This window comes from Solibacillus sp. NPDC093137 (assembly GCF_050280445.1).
In the GTDB taxonomy this organism is placed as follows: Bacteria; Bacillota; Bacilli; order Bacillales_A; family Planococcaceae; genus Solibacillus; species Solibacillus isronensis_B.
Genome location: NZ_JBNNVH010000001.1, coordinates 1509860 through 1524877 on the forward strand (window position 1 = coordinate 1509860; position 15018 = coordinate 1524877).

Annotated in this window: 16 protein-coding genes; 1 reads left to right on the plus strand and 15 read right to left on the minus strand. The window is 39.7% G+C overall.

The window, feature by feature from the left end; genetic code table 11:
• Positions 1-511: 511 nt before the first annotated feature.
• The 12 genes from ACQKN3_RS07730 to dapB all read right to left on the minus strand — a co-directional run bounded on the left by ACQKN3_RS07730 (position 512) and on the right by dapB (position 11480).
• A complete protein-coding gene (locus ACQKN3_RS07730) occupies positions 512-1660 on the minus strand; it encodes a cation:proton antiporter (protein WP_427710622.1) in 1149 nt (382 codons plus the stop codon).
• 166 nt (positions 1661-1826) lie between these two features.
• Positions 1827-2165, minus strand: a complete 339-nt coding sequence (locus ACQKN3_RS07735) for a transketolase (protein WP_427710624.1) — start codon at positions 2163-2165, stop codon at positions 1827-1829.
• Positions 2166-2277: 112 nt separating this feature from the next.
• Complete coding sequence (gene lpdA / locus ACQKN3_RS07740) at positions 2278-3615, minus strand: dihydrolipoyl dehydrogenase (RefSeq protein WP_251688833.1); 1338 nt, start codon at positions 3613-3615, stop codon at positions 2278-2280.
• Between the two features lie 138 nt (positions 3616-3753).
• On the minus strand, positions 3754-4332 hold the full coding sequence (locus ACQKN3_RS07745) for a 3D domain-containing protein (protein ID WP_285848801.1): 579 nt from the start codon (positions 4330-4332) through the stop codon (positions 3754-3756).
• Positions 4333-4529: 197 nt separating this feature from the next.
• Positions 4530-4913 (minus strand): aspartate 1-decarboxylase, encoded by a 384-nt coding sequence (gene panD, locus ACQKN3_RS07750; protein ID WP_251688834.1) that lies wholly within the window; start codon positions 4911-4913, stop codon positions 4530-4532.
• Positions 4906-5769, minus strand: coding sequence for a pantoate--beta-alanine ligase (panC, locus tag ACQKN3_RS07755; protein WP_427710627.1), 864 nt, complete (start codon positions 5767-5769; stop codon positions 4906-4908). Before panC ends, panD begins: the two co-directional genes overlap by 8 nt.
• On the minus strand, positions 5769-6605 hold the full coding sequence (gene panB, locus ACQKN3_RS07760; protein ID WP_251688836.1) for a 3-methyl-2-oxobutanoate hydroxymethyltransferase: 837 nt from the start codon (positions 6603-6605) through the stop codon (positions 5769-5771). Before panB ends, panC begins: the two co-directional genes overlap by 1 nt.
• A gap of 316 nt (positions 6606-6921) precedes the next feature.
• A complete protein-coding gene (locus ACQKN3_RS07765) occupies positions 6922-7908 on the minus strand; it encodes a biotin--[acetyl-CoA-carboxylase] ligase (RefSeq protein ID WP_251688838.1) in 987 nt (328 codons plus the stop codon).
• Positions 7886-9091, minus strand: a complete 1206-nt coding sequence (locus ACQKN3_RS07770; RefSeq protein ID WP_427710630.1) for a CCA tRNA nucleotidyltransferase — start codon at positions 9089-9091, stop codon at positions 7886-7888. The genes ACQKN3_RS07765 and ACQKN3_RS07770 overlap by 23 nt, the downstream gene beginning before the upstream one ends.
• Positions 9015-10187, minus strand: coding sequence for an N-acetyl-alpha-D-glucosaminyl L-malate synthase BshA (gene bshA / locus ACQKN3_RS07775; protein ID WP_251688842.1), 1173 nt, complete (start codon positions 10185-10187; stop codon positions 9015-9017). Before bshA ends, ACQKN3_RS07770 begins: the two co-directional genes overlap by 77 nt.
• Positions 10188-10261: 74 nt before the next feature.
• A complete protein-coding gene (gene mgsA / locus ACQKN3_RS07780) occupies positions 10262-10666 on the minus strand; it encodes a methylglyoxal synthase (protein WP_251688844.1) in 405 nt (134 codons plus the stop codon).
• A gap of 16 nt (positions 10667-10682) precedes the next feature.
• The gene (gene dapB, locus ACQKN3_RS07785) at positions 10683-11480 is read right to left on the minus strand and encodes a 4-hydroxy-tetrahydrodipicolinate reductase (RefSeq protein WP_427710633.1); all 798 of its coding nucleotides are present in this window, start codon (positions 11478-11480) and stop codon (positions 10683-10685) included.
• 191 nt (positions 11481-11671) lie between these two features.
• On the opposite strand from dapB, the gene ACQKN3_RS07790 reads away from it, so the two are divergent.
• The gene (locus ACQKN3_RS07790; protein WP_427710636.1) at positions 11672-12538 is read left to right on the plus strand and encodes a YitT family protein; all 867 of its coding nucleotides are present in this window, start codon (positions 11672-11674) and stop codon (positions 12536-12538) included.
• Positions 12539-12699: 161 nt separating this feature from the next.
• Here the strand turns inward: ACQKN3_RS07790 and ACQKN3_RS07795 are convergent, their stop codons facing one another.
• From ACQKN3_RS07795 to ACQKN3_RS07805, 3 genes are all read right to left on the minus strand, one after another.
• Positions 12700-13374: a zinc metallopeptidase gene (locus ACQKN3_RS07795; protein ID WP_251690030.1), complete on the minus strand. Its 675-nt coding sequence runs from the start codon at positions 13372-13374 to the stop codon at positions 12700-12702.
• A gap of 55 nt (positions 13375-13429) precedes the next feature.
• The gene (locus ACQKN3_RS07800; protein WP_427711639.1) at positions 13430-14029 is read right to left on the minus strand and encodes a DUF1405 domain-containing protein; all 600 of its coding nucleotides are present in this window, start codon (positions 14027-14029) and stop codon (positions 13430-13432) included.
• A gap of 180 nt (positions 14030-14209) precedes the next feature.
• Positions 14210-15004 (minus strand): menaquinol-cytochrome c reductase cytochrome b/c subunit, encoded by a 795-nt coding sequence (locus ACQKN3_RS07805; RefSeq protein WP_251688850.1) that lies wholly within the window; start codon positions 15002-15004, stop codon positions 14210-14212.
• Positions 15005-15018 lie beyond the last annotated feature (14 nt).

Genomic DNA, 15018 nt, shown 5'->3' on the forward strand with positions numbered 1-15018 from the left:
GGAGGTGATGAGGTCATGTAATTGGATAGAACGGCTGAAACGTGGAGGTGGAATGCTGCGTTCGTAAATATAGAGTTAGAGCCGATATATGAACGTTCTAAAAGTTCTAATATATTTTAAAATCATCTAATAAAATTTTATTTATTCTAATAAAGCCACGATTTTCTAATATAACCGCTAACTGTTCTAAAATAAGTCCCGTTTGTGCTAATATCCTTTCCGGTTATTCGAATATCCATCCAAGTTTTCTAATATATCCTAAATGTTCTAATAAAATTTAAGGGCACCTCTACTTTATTTGGCGACAAAAAAACCTAGTGCCGCCTCAAGGACAACACTAGGTTAATATACTATGTATAGGTGTGCAGGGGCTCATCTCCCTGCACAATTCAAAAGCTTCCCAGCAAATCCGTGCTGTTGGTGGAGGCTTTTGTTGTGAAGACTAAATCTTCACCGAGGTTTTGGCACCTAAAACATAGAATACAACAATTTGAGGAATCATTCAACTAGATTAATCAATTAAATTTGAACGATTTCCGAAAATACCTTTTAACATTGGTGGTGTAACCAACGTTGTAATAATAATTACGATTACCATTGGTGTATAATCTTCCGCCGGCAGCAATCCGCTTGATAATCCCATACCCGCGAGAATCAGTGCAACTTCACCACGAGAAATCATCCCGGCACCGATACCTGTTGAAGATTTCCAGCTGAAGCCTGCCAATTTTGCACCAAGACCAGAACCGATAAGCTTCGATATAATTGCCACGATCGAGAAAATCACTAAGAACCAGATATTTTCTGTAATTCCAGCGAATGTAACGGACAATCCGATACTTACGAAGAAGAATGGCACAAATAACCCGTTTGCAATCGGTTCTACTTTATGTTCGACTGTATCTTTAAATGGAGTACGTCCAATCGCAATACCGATAAAGAACGCTCCGATAATTGTAGCAATACCAAAATAATGTTCTCCTATGTAAGCTAAAGCAAAACATGCAACAAGTGCTCCGCTTAACAGGGCCTCCGTTACCTTCAGGCGGCTAAACAGTTTTAAGAATGTCGGAATCACCCATATCATTACAACAGCCAATAGAACAAAAAAGAATACTTTTCCGCCGATTAATGCTGGAATCGAAACATCATCCCCTACAAGGAAACTCATTGCAATTGCAATTAACACAACGACGATAATATCATCCAGTACAGCAGCTCCTAGCAAAGTAGAACCTTCTTTACTCTTCAGCCACCCAATTTCACTTAATGTCTGAACCGAAATACTTACAGATGTAGCGGCTAATGTTAATCCGATGAAAATCGCCTGACCTTGTGTAAGGCCAAATGCCAATGCTAACGGATAACTCATTGCAATCGGTAAAATGACACCGCCAATTGCTACGAAAATTGCCCCCTTCATATTTGCATTTAAATCTTCCAGGTCTGTTTCCAAACCGGCTAAAAACATTAATAAAATTACCCCTATTTGACTGAATGTTTGCATAATTTCATTGTCAGTAATCCAGCCAAGCATTGCAGGACCGATAATGATACCGATCAGAATTTTACCGAGTACTGAAGGCTGGCCTAAACGTACTGATAAATGTCCTGCGAGTTTAGTAGCCAATAGTACGATAACAATTTGAAAAATAAACATAATATCCCCCTTTTCCATACAAAAAGGCATGAAGGAGCCAGATTTGACTGACTCCACCATGCCTTGCTTCGTATAAGATTAGCTTTATTTTAAACAATAAAAAAAGAAAAAGCAATAACATTTTATCATTATCTGAATATTTCTTATACATAAACAAAGAGATAGATTAGAAAAAACCCGGTAAAACCTCTCGCTGAAAATACTGATTTTTTCTAAGCCATACATTTAAAATATGCCGATGTGTCAGCAGTTTTCTCCGTGAAGTATGCCTTTTTTGCGCTTCCTGCAGACTTTCGAGCAATATACGCGTTTCCGTCAGACATTGTTCCGGGTCAGTAATCACTTTTAATGCCGGACTAATAAGACCATGTTCCTGCAGTAGCGCGAGCACCTTAGCAAACTCTTGTCCCATCGCAATATAGTTTTCTTCTATATTAAAATCAATACATTGATATAATGTGTTTTCCACTTCTTTTTCTACAAGCTCCATTGACTGATTTTTCATATGTCACCTCATGTTGGAATTGTATACAACAAGTATAGTAGAATTCAGCACAATAAAAAAGAAATTGGATTGAAAAAACTACGGTACATCTCAACTGCACCGTAGCAACAAGTTATTTTGCATGAATCGCTTTTCCGAAAACAGAACGTGCCGCATCGCCGACGTGCTCGCTGACCGTCGGATGCGGGAAAATAAGCCTTGCCAAATCTTTTACTGATCCTCCTAATACTTTTGCCGCAAGCATAGAGTTAATCATTTCCGTCGCGCCATCACCAACGACACATGCCCCGTAAATATCACCTTCAGGACTCGCCACAAACTTCATAAAGCCCTGTGTATTTCCTTCAAGCAATGCTTTAGGGTTCGTAGGTAAATACATCTTCGTTACAATACTATCTGCAGGTGCTTCGTGTTCCAGCATGCCGAAAGTCGCAATTTCAGGATGTGTATATACACATCGCGGGATTTCCTGCTGATTGATCACTTTCGGATGCTTTCCTAAAATATAGTCTACTGCATGTACACCTTCTGCACTTGCAGAGTGGGCAAGCTGGAATCCGCCGACTAAATCACCTATCGCATAAATACCGGGAATACTCGTTTCATAGTGATTATTTACTTTAATTAAACGGCCATCCATCTGCATTTCCAGCGCTTCAGCAATTTCAGTGTTTGGTCGGCGCCCTGTAGCAAACAGTAAATTTTCAAACGGGAAATTGCCGATTGATGTTTGAACATGGTCAGCATGGATTTCTTCAAATGTAAAGTCGGTCACAAGTTCAATTCCCAGTTGTTTCATTTTTTCTTTAATAATCGGTCGTGCATCCGGTTCTTCTGTTTGCAGAATATCTTTACTATGGTTTAATACGGTTACTTTTGTTCCCATTGGCGCTAAAGCAAATGCCATTTCAATTGCAATGACCCCGCCTCCGATGATTGTTAATTGTTTCGGCAGCTCCTGGATCGAAAAAAACGTATCCGTCGTATGATAATTGGCGTTTTCAAGCCCTTTAAATGGCGGAACGAACGGACGGCTGCCTGTTGCTAAAATGACATGATCTGCTGTAAACGCCTCATTACCGATAATCACTTTTCGTTCTGCGGTCACTGTCGCCTTCCCCCGAAACATTGTGATCTGTGCATTTCCGATAAATGTTTCAATATTAGATAACAGTTCATCAACCACTTGATCTTTTCGCTGCATTAACTTCGGAAAATCAATATTAATCGTTGGTACCGTCACACCCCAATCAGTTCCGCGCCGAATTTCCTGCACCAGCTTACTATGCTCAAGCATAATTTTTGATGGAATACAGCCGACATTATAGCAGGCACCACCAACTTTATCTTTTTCGACAAGCGCTACTTTTAACCCGCTTTTTGCGGCATGGATTGCCGCTACATATCCACCAGGCCCTGCACCAATGACGGCTAAATCAAATTTTTCCATATATACCACCTCATTTTTCACATTAGCATTACAGTATGGTGAATGCAACAATTCGGCCACCGATATTCTTTTAATTCCCAATATTCACACAAATAAAAAGCAGCGAAATGCCAATCGCATTCGCCGCCCATTTATTCGTTATTTTAATACTTTAATTTCTACATTTTTACGTCCCCAATTAAGCGCGATTTTTTTTGTTTTAACAAAAACATCAATTCGGTTTCCTTTAATCGAACCGCCTGTATCACCAGCAACTGCAATTCCGTACCCTTCCACCCATACTTTCGTTCCAAGCGGGATAATCTTTGGATCAACCGCAATCAGCTTAATATCCGGATTTTTCTTCAAGTCAATTCCCGACGCCGTTTTTCCCGAACATCCTTTACAGTATGCTGTAAAAGCGCTTGCTTCAACTGTTAAAGTTTTAACAACTTCAAAGTCATCAATTGTTTCCTTTTTCTCCTTTTTTTCAACCGGAACCTTCTTATTTTGAATATGATCCGGTAATTTCAGTACGAAGCCTTCCGTTACTTCTTCTATGTCGTTAACTTCATTTAATTCAAGCAATGTATATACTGATGTGTCATAAAGATCTGCAATTTCATCCAATTCCTCACCTTTCTTCACAGTATGCGTTGCTGCAATTGCCGCGCTTGTGAAGAATAAGGCAGTGACCACAAAGAAGGCAAAGCTAAATAATAGTTTATTTTGAAACATATTAATTATTTCCCCCTGTATCTTTTGTCTATTTTGTAAAATAAAGCTAAATCCAAGTCTACACATTTAATATTTCAAAAAGATTACAAGGAGATGATATAAAAATTACAAAAATATCCTTTTTAAACCAAAAATGTAATATAAAAAAAGCTGTCATATAGGAATAATCCTTCATGACAGCTTTTCATATTTAAATTTTACATAATTGTTGCTTCCGGTTCGTATTCGATTATTTCTTTAATTGTATTGTTTTCCCCCATAATCGCAACAGTCGGAGTATGTTCGGCAACTTCTTTATTATCCACATACACGTAAGAAATAATGATAACAATATCACCTTTTTGAACAAGACGAGCTGCTGCTCCATTTACGCAAATAACTCCTGAACCACGCTCTCCGGCGATAATGTACGTCTCAAAGCGTGCTCCGTTGTTGTTATTGACAATATGAACTTTTTCATTCGGCAGCATTCCAACCGCATCCAAAATATCTTCATCTATTGTAATGGATCCAACATAATTCAAATCTGCCTGTGTCACTTGGGCACGGTGGATTTTACTGTTCATCATCATTCTAAACATGGATTACTTCCCCTTTTAATGAAAAAATTGAATTATCGATTAAACGTGTTTTACCAATTTGAACGGCAGCTGCAACAACGATTTGCTCTGTCCGATCATCAATTTCCTGTAAATCCGGGTAAGATAAAATCATTAAATAATCAACGTGGCCATCCGTGTTGTCATGAATGATTCTTTTTGCGAGTGCAATTGCCGATTCCACACTTCCGGATTCCAACAGCTCTCTTTTCGCCAGTTGTAGTCCCTGCTGAATTGCAGGTGCCTGTGAACGTTCTTCAGCAGACAAATAAACGTTGCGGCTTGATTTTGCCAAACCGTCCTCTTCGCGTACAACCGGAACAACACGGATTGTCACCGGGAAATTGTAATCGCGTACCATTGTTTGAATGATCGCCACTTGCTGGGCATCCTTTTGACCGAAATAAGCACGGTCCGGCTGTACTAAATTAAAGAGCTTCGCCACGACTTGCAAAACTCCGTCAAAATGACCAGGACGGGTCGCTCCGCATAAAATATGCGCCTGCCGTCCTGCACGAATAGAAATCCCTCCATTGTGTGGATACATTTCCTCTACAGACGGTGCAAATATATAATCTACCCCTACCGATTTTGCCAATTCTGTATCGCGTGGTAAATCTCTTGGGTATGATTCAAAATCTTCATTTGGACCAAATTGTGTTGGGTTGACGAATATACTCATGATAACAAGTTCATTTTCGCTGCGTGCGTTTGCAGCCAATGTTAGATGGCCTTCATGTAAATAACCCATTGTCGGGACAAGACCGATTGATTGGCGATTGTATTTTGCCATTTGAACTACTTCCCGCAACTCGGCTATTGTTGTTAATACGTTCATTATTTTACGCCTCCGTAGAGCTCGATTAGCTCTGTCTCTTTCATTGTGAAACTTTGTTGTAAGGTCGGGAATGTACCTGATTTTACAGCATTTGTATAATTCGTAATCCCCTTCGCTACCTCTTCACCGACTTGTGCGAATGCTTCAACAAATTTTGGTATATGATGTTTTCCGTATTGTAATAAATCATGGTATACAAGTACTTGCCCATCAGCTTTTACACCTGCACCGATACCAATTGTCGGGATCGTTAAGTTATGCGAGACAACTTCCGTCAACTGATGTGGAATACATTCCAGCACGACAGCACATGCACCTGCCTGTTCAACAAGTAGAGCATCTTTTATTAATTTTTCCGCTTGCTCGGCTGTTTTGCCTTGCACTTTATAACCTCCAAGAACTCCTGCCGATTGTGGCAGCAATCCTAAATGTGCCACTACCGGGATACCCGCATCGGTTAACTTCTTAATAACAGGTACGATATCATCGGCCCCTTCTACTTTTACGGCATTTGCATTCGTTTCCTGCATCATTTTCACAGCCGTTTTCAATGTTTCGTTCACATCTCCGTGATAAGAACCAAATGGCATGTCGACGACGATGAACGTATCTGGTGCACCTCGGCGAACCGCTTTACTATGGTGAATCATATCTTCCACAGTTACACGCATTGTCGATTCATAGCCTAGTACAACCATCCCGAGGGAATCCCCGACAAGTATCATATCAACACCTGCCGCTTCGGAAAATTTCGCTGCGGGATAATCATAGGCGGTAATCATGACAATTTTTTCGCCTTGCTCTTTCATTTTTAAAAACTGTGCAGTTGTTTTCATATTCTTCCTCCTTAAGTGGAAAGAAAACAAAAATACCCTTCTATCTAAAATTAGACAGAAGGGTAGTACCATACGTAAATTCAACACATTTCATACTTTAAGTGGAAATAGAATCGAATTACCAGTATAAAATGAATTAATTTATGCGCGTTTTCTTCCGTCTCTGTCTTGTGTAGATCAAAGCAGATTTTTTTAATGTTGACTAGCAGTTGCAGGTACAGTTCTATTAAGATACTGTCCTAAAGCTACTATAACAAGTTTGGAAGAAAACGTACAGAATAAATAATTACTGTAAAAACTTTTTTTAACGAGGCCTTTACGATAAAAGTTCAATATCAGCAGAATAAATACCAATAATTTCTCCGTTCTCTTTACGAATTTCCAGGACACCGCTCTCAGTAATACTGACAGCTTCCCCTTCAACGACTTCACGGAGTGTTGTTGCTTTCACCTGTTTTCCGATTGTCCCCGAAGACTGTTCCCATAGTTGTTTAATTTGACCGAAACCGTTTTTCACGTATTCATCACTGTATTTCTCCAATGATTCAAGCACATCGGCGACGAAATGCACACGTTCAATCGGCTCTCCTTCTTCAATCGCAATCGAAGTTGCAATCGATTGCAGCTGTTCAGGGAAATCACTCTTCTGCTGATTGACATTAATCCCAATACCAATGAGTAAAGCCTGGATACGATCAGCCTCAGCTACCATTTCAGTCAAAATTCCCGTTGTTTTTTTGCCGTTAATTAAAATATCATTCGGCCATTTGATTTCAGGTGTGAAATTTTTAAAACTCGACTTCATCGCTTCAACAATGGCCACAGCAGTAACTAAAGTAAATTGTGGGGCCTGGTGCGGGGCAACATCCGGGCGTATGATGACAGTCATCCAAATCCCTTGTCCTTCTGTCGATTCCCATTCACGCATCATGCGCCCTCGCCCTGCCTTTTGGTGCTCAGCGATAACAACCGTGCCATCCGGTGCACCCGCTCGGACAAGTTCATGCGCAACAAGCTGTGTCGACTCAACCGTTTCATAACAATGAACTTGTCGGCCATAGCGTTCCGTTGTCAAAAATTGCTGTAATTGACCCATATCCACTTTATCCGGTACAGATAACAGTTTATACCCGCGTTTTTTTACCGTTTCAAACTCATAGCCTTCCTGTTTCAATGTTTGCATATGCTTCCATATTGCTGTTCGGGAGACGTTAAGCTCATCCGCCAACACTTGGCCGGAAATCGGTTCTCCATCCGCAGTCAAAAATCGTTTCAAAATTTCATCCTTCATCGTGAAATGCATAAAACCATTCCTTTAATTGTTGTTTATCATTTTGGACTTTCCCATTTAAGACCACTTCCACTGCTGCATCAAGCGTCTGTTTAATCCAGCTGCCGCGTTTTTTCGGGGACCACTCCAACAAGTCTTTTCCTGTAATCGCAAGCTCATGCACATGCTGAATCGGCAATACGCTCTTTCGTGCCACTAATTCTTCATAACTCAATTCAAGTTTATGATTTTGCCAAATAGTAAATTGGTGGGCTGTTTTAAGAATCGTTGTATCAAAGCGCATTAGATCACCAAGGCTCATCCCACTGAGCAGGCTTTCATAAGCTTCCAACACCGTTTTCACGAAGAGCTTATCCTTATTCGAACAGCGATACTTCGTAAGGAGCGTCAATTCACTGCCGTTTACTAAACAGAGATATGCCCAGCCAACTTGTCGGTCTTCCGAATAAAAGCATGCCCAATCAGAAGAAGTAAAATCGCCATATAGAAAATTACCCAAATTCGTTTTTTCCATATATTCAATACCGAATGCAGCATGAGCAGAGATAAAAATCTTTGAAAGTTCTACTTGAATGCGCTCGATTGCAACATATTCAATCGATGCTGCTTTTTTCCGGATTGCTTCGAAAGTGTTTTCCTCGATTGAGAAGTGAAGCTGTGCAGCAAATCGGACAGCCCGCAGCATTCGGAGAGCATCTTCTTCAAAACGTTGATCAGGCTCCCCTACAGCACAAATAACTTTGCTGTCGATATGGTGGCGGCCATTGTAATAATCGATGTACTCTCCCGTTTGACTTAGGGCCATTGCATTCATTGTAAAATCCCGGCGTTTTAAATCCTCTTGTAAATTTCGAACGAACTCTACTGTATCTGGACGACGATGGTCACTGTAAGTAGACTCTGTCCGGTAAGTTGTTACTTCGATTGGTTCTCCACAGTCCAGTACAATGACCGTCCCGTGAGCGATGCCGACATCAATTGTTTGGGAAAAGATTGTTTGAATTTCTTCTGGCAATGCACTCGTTGCGATATCGACATCATTATTTTCTTTTTGCAAATAATAATCCCGCACCGCTCCTCCTACAATAAAAGCTTCAAAACCGGCATGTTCAATCTTTTTAATGACTTCCTTTGCCGCTTGCCATTGTTGCGGAATCATTCTTTTTTTCAACCACACTTTCATATATACGTTCATATTGTTCAACCATTTTTGATTCATGGAATTGTTCGCGTACCGATTGTAGTGCGGCTTCTTTGAAAGCTTTATGTTTTTCCTCATCCTGCAGCAGTTCGACCGCATAATCCGCGACAGCTTGCGTATCTCCAAGCGGAACCAAATAGCCGTTCACACCATGTTCGATCACTTCAGGAATCCCGCCGATCGCTGTACCTATGCCAGGTATACCGCATGCCATAGCTTCCAATAATACAAGCCCGAACGATTCTTTTTCTGAAAGCAATAACTTTAAATCACTGATTGCAAAAAGTTCTGTAATGTTTTCCTGCTTACCTAAAAACAATACATCATCCGTATAAGGTGAATCTTTAACAATATCTGTGACACGATGCTTTTCCGGTCCATCCCCGACTAATAATAATTTGGCCGGCATGCGCTCACGAATCTTCAGGAATGAATCGACCACGTCAGGCAGATTTTTTATTTTACGGAAATTCGAGACATGGATAATTACTTTTTCATGCGGCAAAATACCAAATTGCTCTTTTAAATTACCGGGATCCACAGGCTTAAATACGTCCTCATCAACGAAATTATAAATCGTCTCAATCGGTTTTTTCGTATCGATCATAGCATATGTCTGCTGTTTCAATGATTCCGAAACAGTCGTTACTGCATCGGAACAATCAATCCCATACTTGATCGCCTGTGCCAATGTAGAATCTTCGCCTAAAACAGAAATATCTGTTCCGTGAAGTGTTGTGACAATGCCAAAGTTCTCGCCGCTCATATGGCGGGCCAAAACCGCACAAACCGCATGAGGAATCGCATAATGAACATGTAATAAATCAAGTTTTTCCTCTTTAACAACATCAGCCATTTTACTTGCTAATGCAATATCGTATGGTGGGTATTGAAATACCGAATAATTATTCACTTCCACCTCGTGGAAAAAAACGTTTGAATAAATTTTATTAAGTCGAAATGGCACACTTGAAGTAATAAAGTGAATTTCATGTCCTCGTTCTGCTAACATTTTGCCTAACTCTGTTGCAATTACACCCGAACCTCCCACTGTCGGGTAACATGTAATACCAATTTTTAATTTTTTCATTCGGCTCCCCATCCTTTCAACTATACGATTTTAACTTTCTTCAAAAATGAAACAAAGTAAAATTGACTGCCTTTTTATTTTCTGCGTTCTTCTAAAATGCGCCAGTCAACAAAACCTTCCTGAAGCCCTTTTAATAGAATTTCTGCTGTTCCCATATTTGTCGCAAGCGGTATATGATACAAGTCACATAACCGCACTAATGCCATGACATCCGGCTCATGTGGCTGTGCTGTCAATGGATCACGGAAGAAAAATACCATATCCATATCATTATTGGCGATCATCGCACCGATTTGCTGATCTCCCCCTAATGGACCTGAGCGAAACTTCGTAATCGGAAGTCTTGTTTCCGCTTCAATCATCGTACCCGTAGTGCCTGTCGCATATAGATCATGCTCTTTTAAAATATCGCGATACGCAATCGCAAACTGAATTAAATTATCTTTTTTCCGGTCATGTGCTATTAATGCTATTTTCATAATTATCAACCCATTTCTAAATGATGTTCTCTAATCCGTAGATTAATGTATTGGTTTTCATTACTTCTTCAATACTAAATGTAACACCGCTCATAAAGCTTCCGCGATTTAATGAATCATGACGAATCGTTAATAATTCACCTGTGCTGCCAAACAGTACTTGTTGATGCGCAACTAAACCCGGAAGTCTTACTGAATGGATATGCATGCCGTCAAAGTTTGCGCCTCTTGCACCAGTATGTGTTTCTTTTTCTTCCGGATGCCCTTGCTTTTTCGCTTTTCGAACTTCACTGATCATTTGTGCTGTTTTAATACCAGTACCAGATGGCGCATCTAGCTTTTGATCATGATGCATTTCGATAATTTCCACATCCGGGAAATATTTTGCGGCATCTTTGGCAAACTTCATCATTAATATTGCACCAATCGCGAAATTCGGCGCAATAATACAGCCTAATTGTTTTTCTGTTGCCATTTGCTGCAGTTCTTCAAGTTGTTCGTCGGTAAAACCGGTCGTCCCAACAACTGGACGTATGTTATGTAATAATGCCTGTTTTGTTCGTTCATAAACACAAAGCGGATTTGTTAAATCTAAAAGTACATCCGGCTTTGTTTCACGCACAAGCTCAACAAAATTAGTATAAATCGGAACTTCATAATGATTCGGAAACTCTTCAAGTAAGGCTAGTGATGTACCGACTTCTTTATAATCAAGTGCTGATACAAGCTCCATTCCTTCATTATTCATGATTGTATGTACTGCTTCTGTTCCCATCTTGCCTCGTGCACCGGCAATTGCTACTCTGATTGTCATACTAAAAAAACTCCTTTTTACTGTTAGTTGCTTTTTATCCTTATTTAAATAATCTTGAGTAATAAGATGCGCCATTTTTGCGTTCATCCATATTGTTGTCAAATACGACAAAATCAAACATAATAAACAATGTAACCTTTTTTCTGCTCCAACACATATATTCTTACTCAACTGATTTTAGGGGGATTACTATGCAAGGAATAAAAATACAGAATATCATCGGAATTCTTATCGGTTCCGCAATATTCAGTTTCGGTTTTGTCCACTTCAATATGCAAAACCAACTGGGTGAAGGTGGATTTAGTGGTATTACACTTATTTTATATTTTACACTAAATTGGGACCCAGCATTAATGAATTTGTTATTAAATATTCCAATGTTTATTCTAGGATGGCGTTTACTAGGGAAAAAATCATTTATCTATACGATCATCGGTACACTTAGCGTATCAGTATTCTTAAAAATCTTCCAAATATACGAAGTGGATATGAACTTGCAGGATGATCTATTCCTTGTATCGTTGTTTGCAGGGGTATTTGTCGGGATCGGTTTAGGAATTGTGTTTCGATTCGGCGGGACAACCGGCGGGGTCGATATTTTAGCCCGACTTGCAAATAAATATCTTGGTTGGAGTATGGGTAAAACGATGTTCGGCTTTGATTTCTTTGTCATTATCCTTTCCTGGATGACATTTTTGGATGCCCGTTCGATGATGTATACATTAGTAGCCGTATATGTTGGCGGCCGTGTCATTGATTTAGTGCAGGAAGGCGCCTATTCAGCAAAAGGTGCATTTATTATTTCGGTGAAGTCCCATGAGATCGCAAACCTAATTACGAATAATATGGACCGTGGCGTAACCGTTTTTGACGGTCATGGTCATTTTACAAAAGAACACCGGGATGTTCTGTACTGTGTAATCGGACGAAATGAACTTGTCCGTCTAAAAAATATTGTCCACGGCATCGATCCGCATGCATTCGTATCCGTCATGGATGTCCGCGATGTAACTGGAGAAGGTTTCACATTGGACGATAAAAAACAGCCTCTTCATTAGGCTAAATAAGTTATCTAATCGTTTTGCCCTCTCTTACAGTATCCGTTTAATCAAAACGGACACAACTTAGTAAGAACATTCAATGCTTGAATAATGTTCAAACAAAAAAGTCATTTTCCCTAATGAGAAAATGACTTTTTTAATTTCTATTAGTTTAAAAATTAATCTTCCGAAGTCATGCCTGTGTAAATCAGGATTAAACGTAATAGTTCCATTATTGCTACAGCTGCTGCTGCCACGTATGTCATTGCCGCTGCATTTAAAACTTTACGCGCTGAGCGTTCTTCAGTATTGTTGATAATCCCTAAAGATACGACTTCATTCATCGCACGTTTGGATGCATCGAACTCTACCGGTAATGTTACAACTTGGAACACAACACCCGCTAATAATAAAGCAATACCCAGCAACAGGAAGCCTGAAGATGAAGCTAAAATACCGATTATTACAAAAATCCAAGACATATTCGATGAAATATTAGCTACCGGCACTAATTTCGAACGCAATGTTAAGAACGAATAAGCCTCCGCATGCTGTATCGCATGACCGACTTCGTGCGCTGCTACAGATGTACCGGCGATTGAAGAATTGTAGTAGTTGTCTTCAGACAAGGCAACCGTTTTAGTTGCAGGATTATAGTGGTCAGCTAAAAAACCTTGAGTCGGTACTACACGAACATCTGTTAAACCATGTTGATCTAAAATATAACGTGCTACTTGAGCACCTGTCATTCCTTTTTCAGCTGGAACTTTAGCAAACTTTTTGTAAGTACTCTTTACCTTCATTTGCGCATACAACGGTAACAGCAAAATGATGATAAAGTAAATAATATACATCACTATTATCAAACTCCCTTTCTATCTCTTTCTATGCTTTAATTTTAAAGGCTTTCTAGTCTTGTTGCAAATATTCACGCTTACGGCTTTCAAGAAAAGCAAAGACTATACATGCCATCGAAAGCCAAAAAGTGAAGTAGCCGATCTCGCTTGGATACTGGTAAATGACTCTGTAAAATGGCATTTGGCCAAATAAATAGTCGATTATATCGTTATGCAATGTCCAAATAGCCGCAACCATCACGTGCCACATTTTAAATCGGTAATTCGGTAAATACAGAACAGCCTGTACTGCCATTAAAAAATGTGAAGCAACGAGCATCCACCCGTCTGCTCCCAACTGTCCATTCTCCGCAAATGTTAGAAGATTCATCGCAACTGCCCATAATCCATATTTAATTAACGTGATAAAGGCAAGAACTTCCATTAATTTGAAGTTTTTGCCGATCAGCCAACCAATAATGGCAAAACAGAAAAATAAGCTTGCAGTGGGCGAATCCGGTACGAATATATAGTAAATCGGGTCTGTTACTGCCAACTGCCCCCGATACCAGTAATAGCCGTAAACTGTACCAAGCAAGTTAATAATAAGCAGTAATGTTAAAAAGGCACGATGGTTTAATACGTACCACAATTGCATCATATATGCTTTCATTTGTTCACCTTTTTCTTCCTCATTCTTCATTATTCCTTATTATGTAGTGTGTGCAACTAAACCAAATATTGTACGTCTTTAATTATATATGTTCTTATTTGTTACGCAAGCTTTCGTTAAAAAATACAAATAAATGAAAATAAAAAAGAGAGTCAATATTCTGACTCTCTAGTGTAAAAATTATTCAGCTTCTTTTAATCCTGCGATAAATTCAGCTAAAACTTGAAGTTCTTCCTCTGTACCTGTAAATGCTCCAGCCGGCATACCGCCACGTCCATTCACAATTACTTCTTGAACTTCTTCAGCTGATAACTCATTGCCAAGAAGCATTGGCCCGGAAACCCCAGCCAAGTCTCCACCATGACAGCCGATACATGAAGCTTGAGCTTGATAGATTTCATATCCTTCGGACGTTTCATCTACTTCAACATCCGGAAGTAAGCCTAAATGTTTATCCGTAATTTCACCTTGAGCATGAACTGCTTCCCAGTTAGTAGCCTGAACAGATTCCCATGTTGTATAAATAAGTGCTGCTATTGCCAACAACATAAATGCTGTAGGTAATGGTCGTTTAAATGGTCGACGTTCAGGTGTTCTATCTAAAAATGGTATCAATGCTAATGAACCAAATGCAATACCTGGAATAACCATTGCGCCAATAACGTTATATGGACCAGACGCATAAGAATATTTTAATAGTTGGTACATTGATAGGAAGTACCAGTCCGGTAACGGTATATACGATGCATTTGTTGGATCTGCCGGGCCTTCAAGTGGTGAAGGATGTGCGACAGTTAATAATAAATAACCGATTAAGAAAACTGCACCAACCATCCATTCTTTTAATAAGAAGTCAGGCCAGAAAGCTTCTGTTTTCCCTGGATACTCGGAATAATCTTTTGGCACGTTCGGCATACGGTTACTCGCTTTTACACGTGAATCACCTACGAACTTCATACCTTTTCCGCGTTGCATAGTGTCCCCTCCTT

Coding starts and splice junctions, on each gene's coding strand:
- mgsA (WP_251688844.1), bottom strand. CDS start 10,666: ATGAAAATAGCATTAATAGCACATGACCGGAAAAAAGATAATTTAATT.
- panD (WP_251688834.1), bottom strand. CDS start 4,913: ATGTTTAGAATGATGATGAACAGTAAAATCCACCGTGCCCAAGTGACA.
- dapB (WP_427710633.1), bottom strand. CDS start 11,480: ATGACAATCAGAGTAGCAATTGCCGGTGCACGAGGCAAGATGGGAACA.
- panB (WP_251688836.1), bottom strand. CDS start 6,605: ATGAAAACAACTGCACAGTTTTTAAAAATGAAAGAGCAAGGCGAAAAA.
- panC (WP_427710627.1), bottom strand. CDS start 5,769: ATGAACGTATTAACAACAATAGCCGAGTTGCGGGAAGTAGTTCAAATG.
- lpdA (WP_251688833.1), bottom strand. CDS start 3,615: ATGGAAAAATTTGATTTAGCCGTCATTGGTGCAGGGCCTGGTGGATAT.
- bshA (WP_251688842.1), bottom strand. CDS start 10,187: ATGAAAAAATTAAAAATTGGTATTACATGTTACCCGACAGTGGGAGGT.
- ACQKN3_RS07805 (WP_251688850.1), bottom strand. CDS start 15,004: ATGCAACGCGGAAAAGGTATGAAGTTCGTAGGTGATTCACGTGTAAAA.
- ACQKN3_RS07795 (WP_251690030.1), bottom strand. CDS start 13,374: ATGTATATTATTTACTTTATCATCATTTTGCTGTTACCGTTGTATGCG.
- ACQKN3_RS07800 (WP_427711639.1), bottom strand. CDS start 14,029: ATGAAAGCATATATGATGCAATTGTGGTACGTATTAAACCATCGTGCC.
- ACQKN3_RS07770 (WP_427710630.1), bottom strand. CDS start 9,091: ATGAACGTATATATGAAAGTGTGGTTGAAAAAAAGAATGATTCCGCAA.
- ACQKN3_RS07765 (WP_251688838.1), bottom strand. CDS start 7,908: ATGCATTTCACGATGAAGGATGAAATTTTGAAACGATTTTTGACTGCG.
- ACQKN3_RS07790 (WP_427710636.1), top strand. CDS start 11,672: ATGCAAGGAATAAAAATACAGAATATCATCGGAATTCTTATCGGTTCC.
- ACQKN3_RS07745 (WP_285848801.1), bottom strand. CDS start 4,332: ATGTTTCAAAATAAACTATTATTTAGCTTTGCCTTCTTTGTGGTCACT.
- ACQKN3_RS07735 (WP_427710624.1), bottom strand. CDS start 2,165: ATGAAAAATCAGTCAATGGAGCTTGTAGAAAAAGAAGTGGAAAACACA.
- ACQKN3_RS07730 (WP_427710622.1), bottom strand. CDS start 1,660: ATGTTTATTTTTCAAATTGTTATCGTACTATTGGCTACTAAACTCGCA.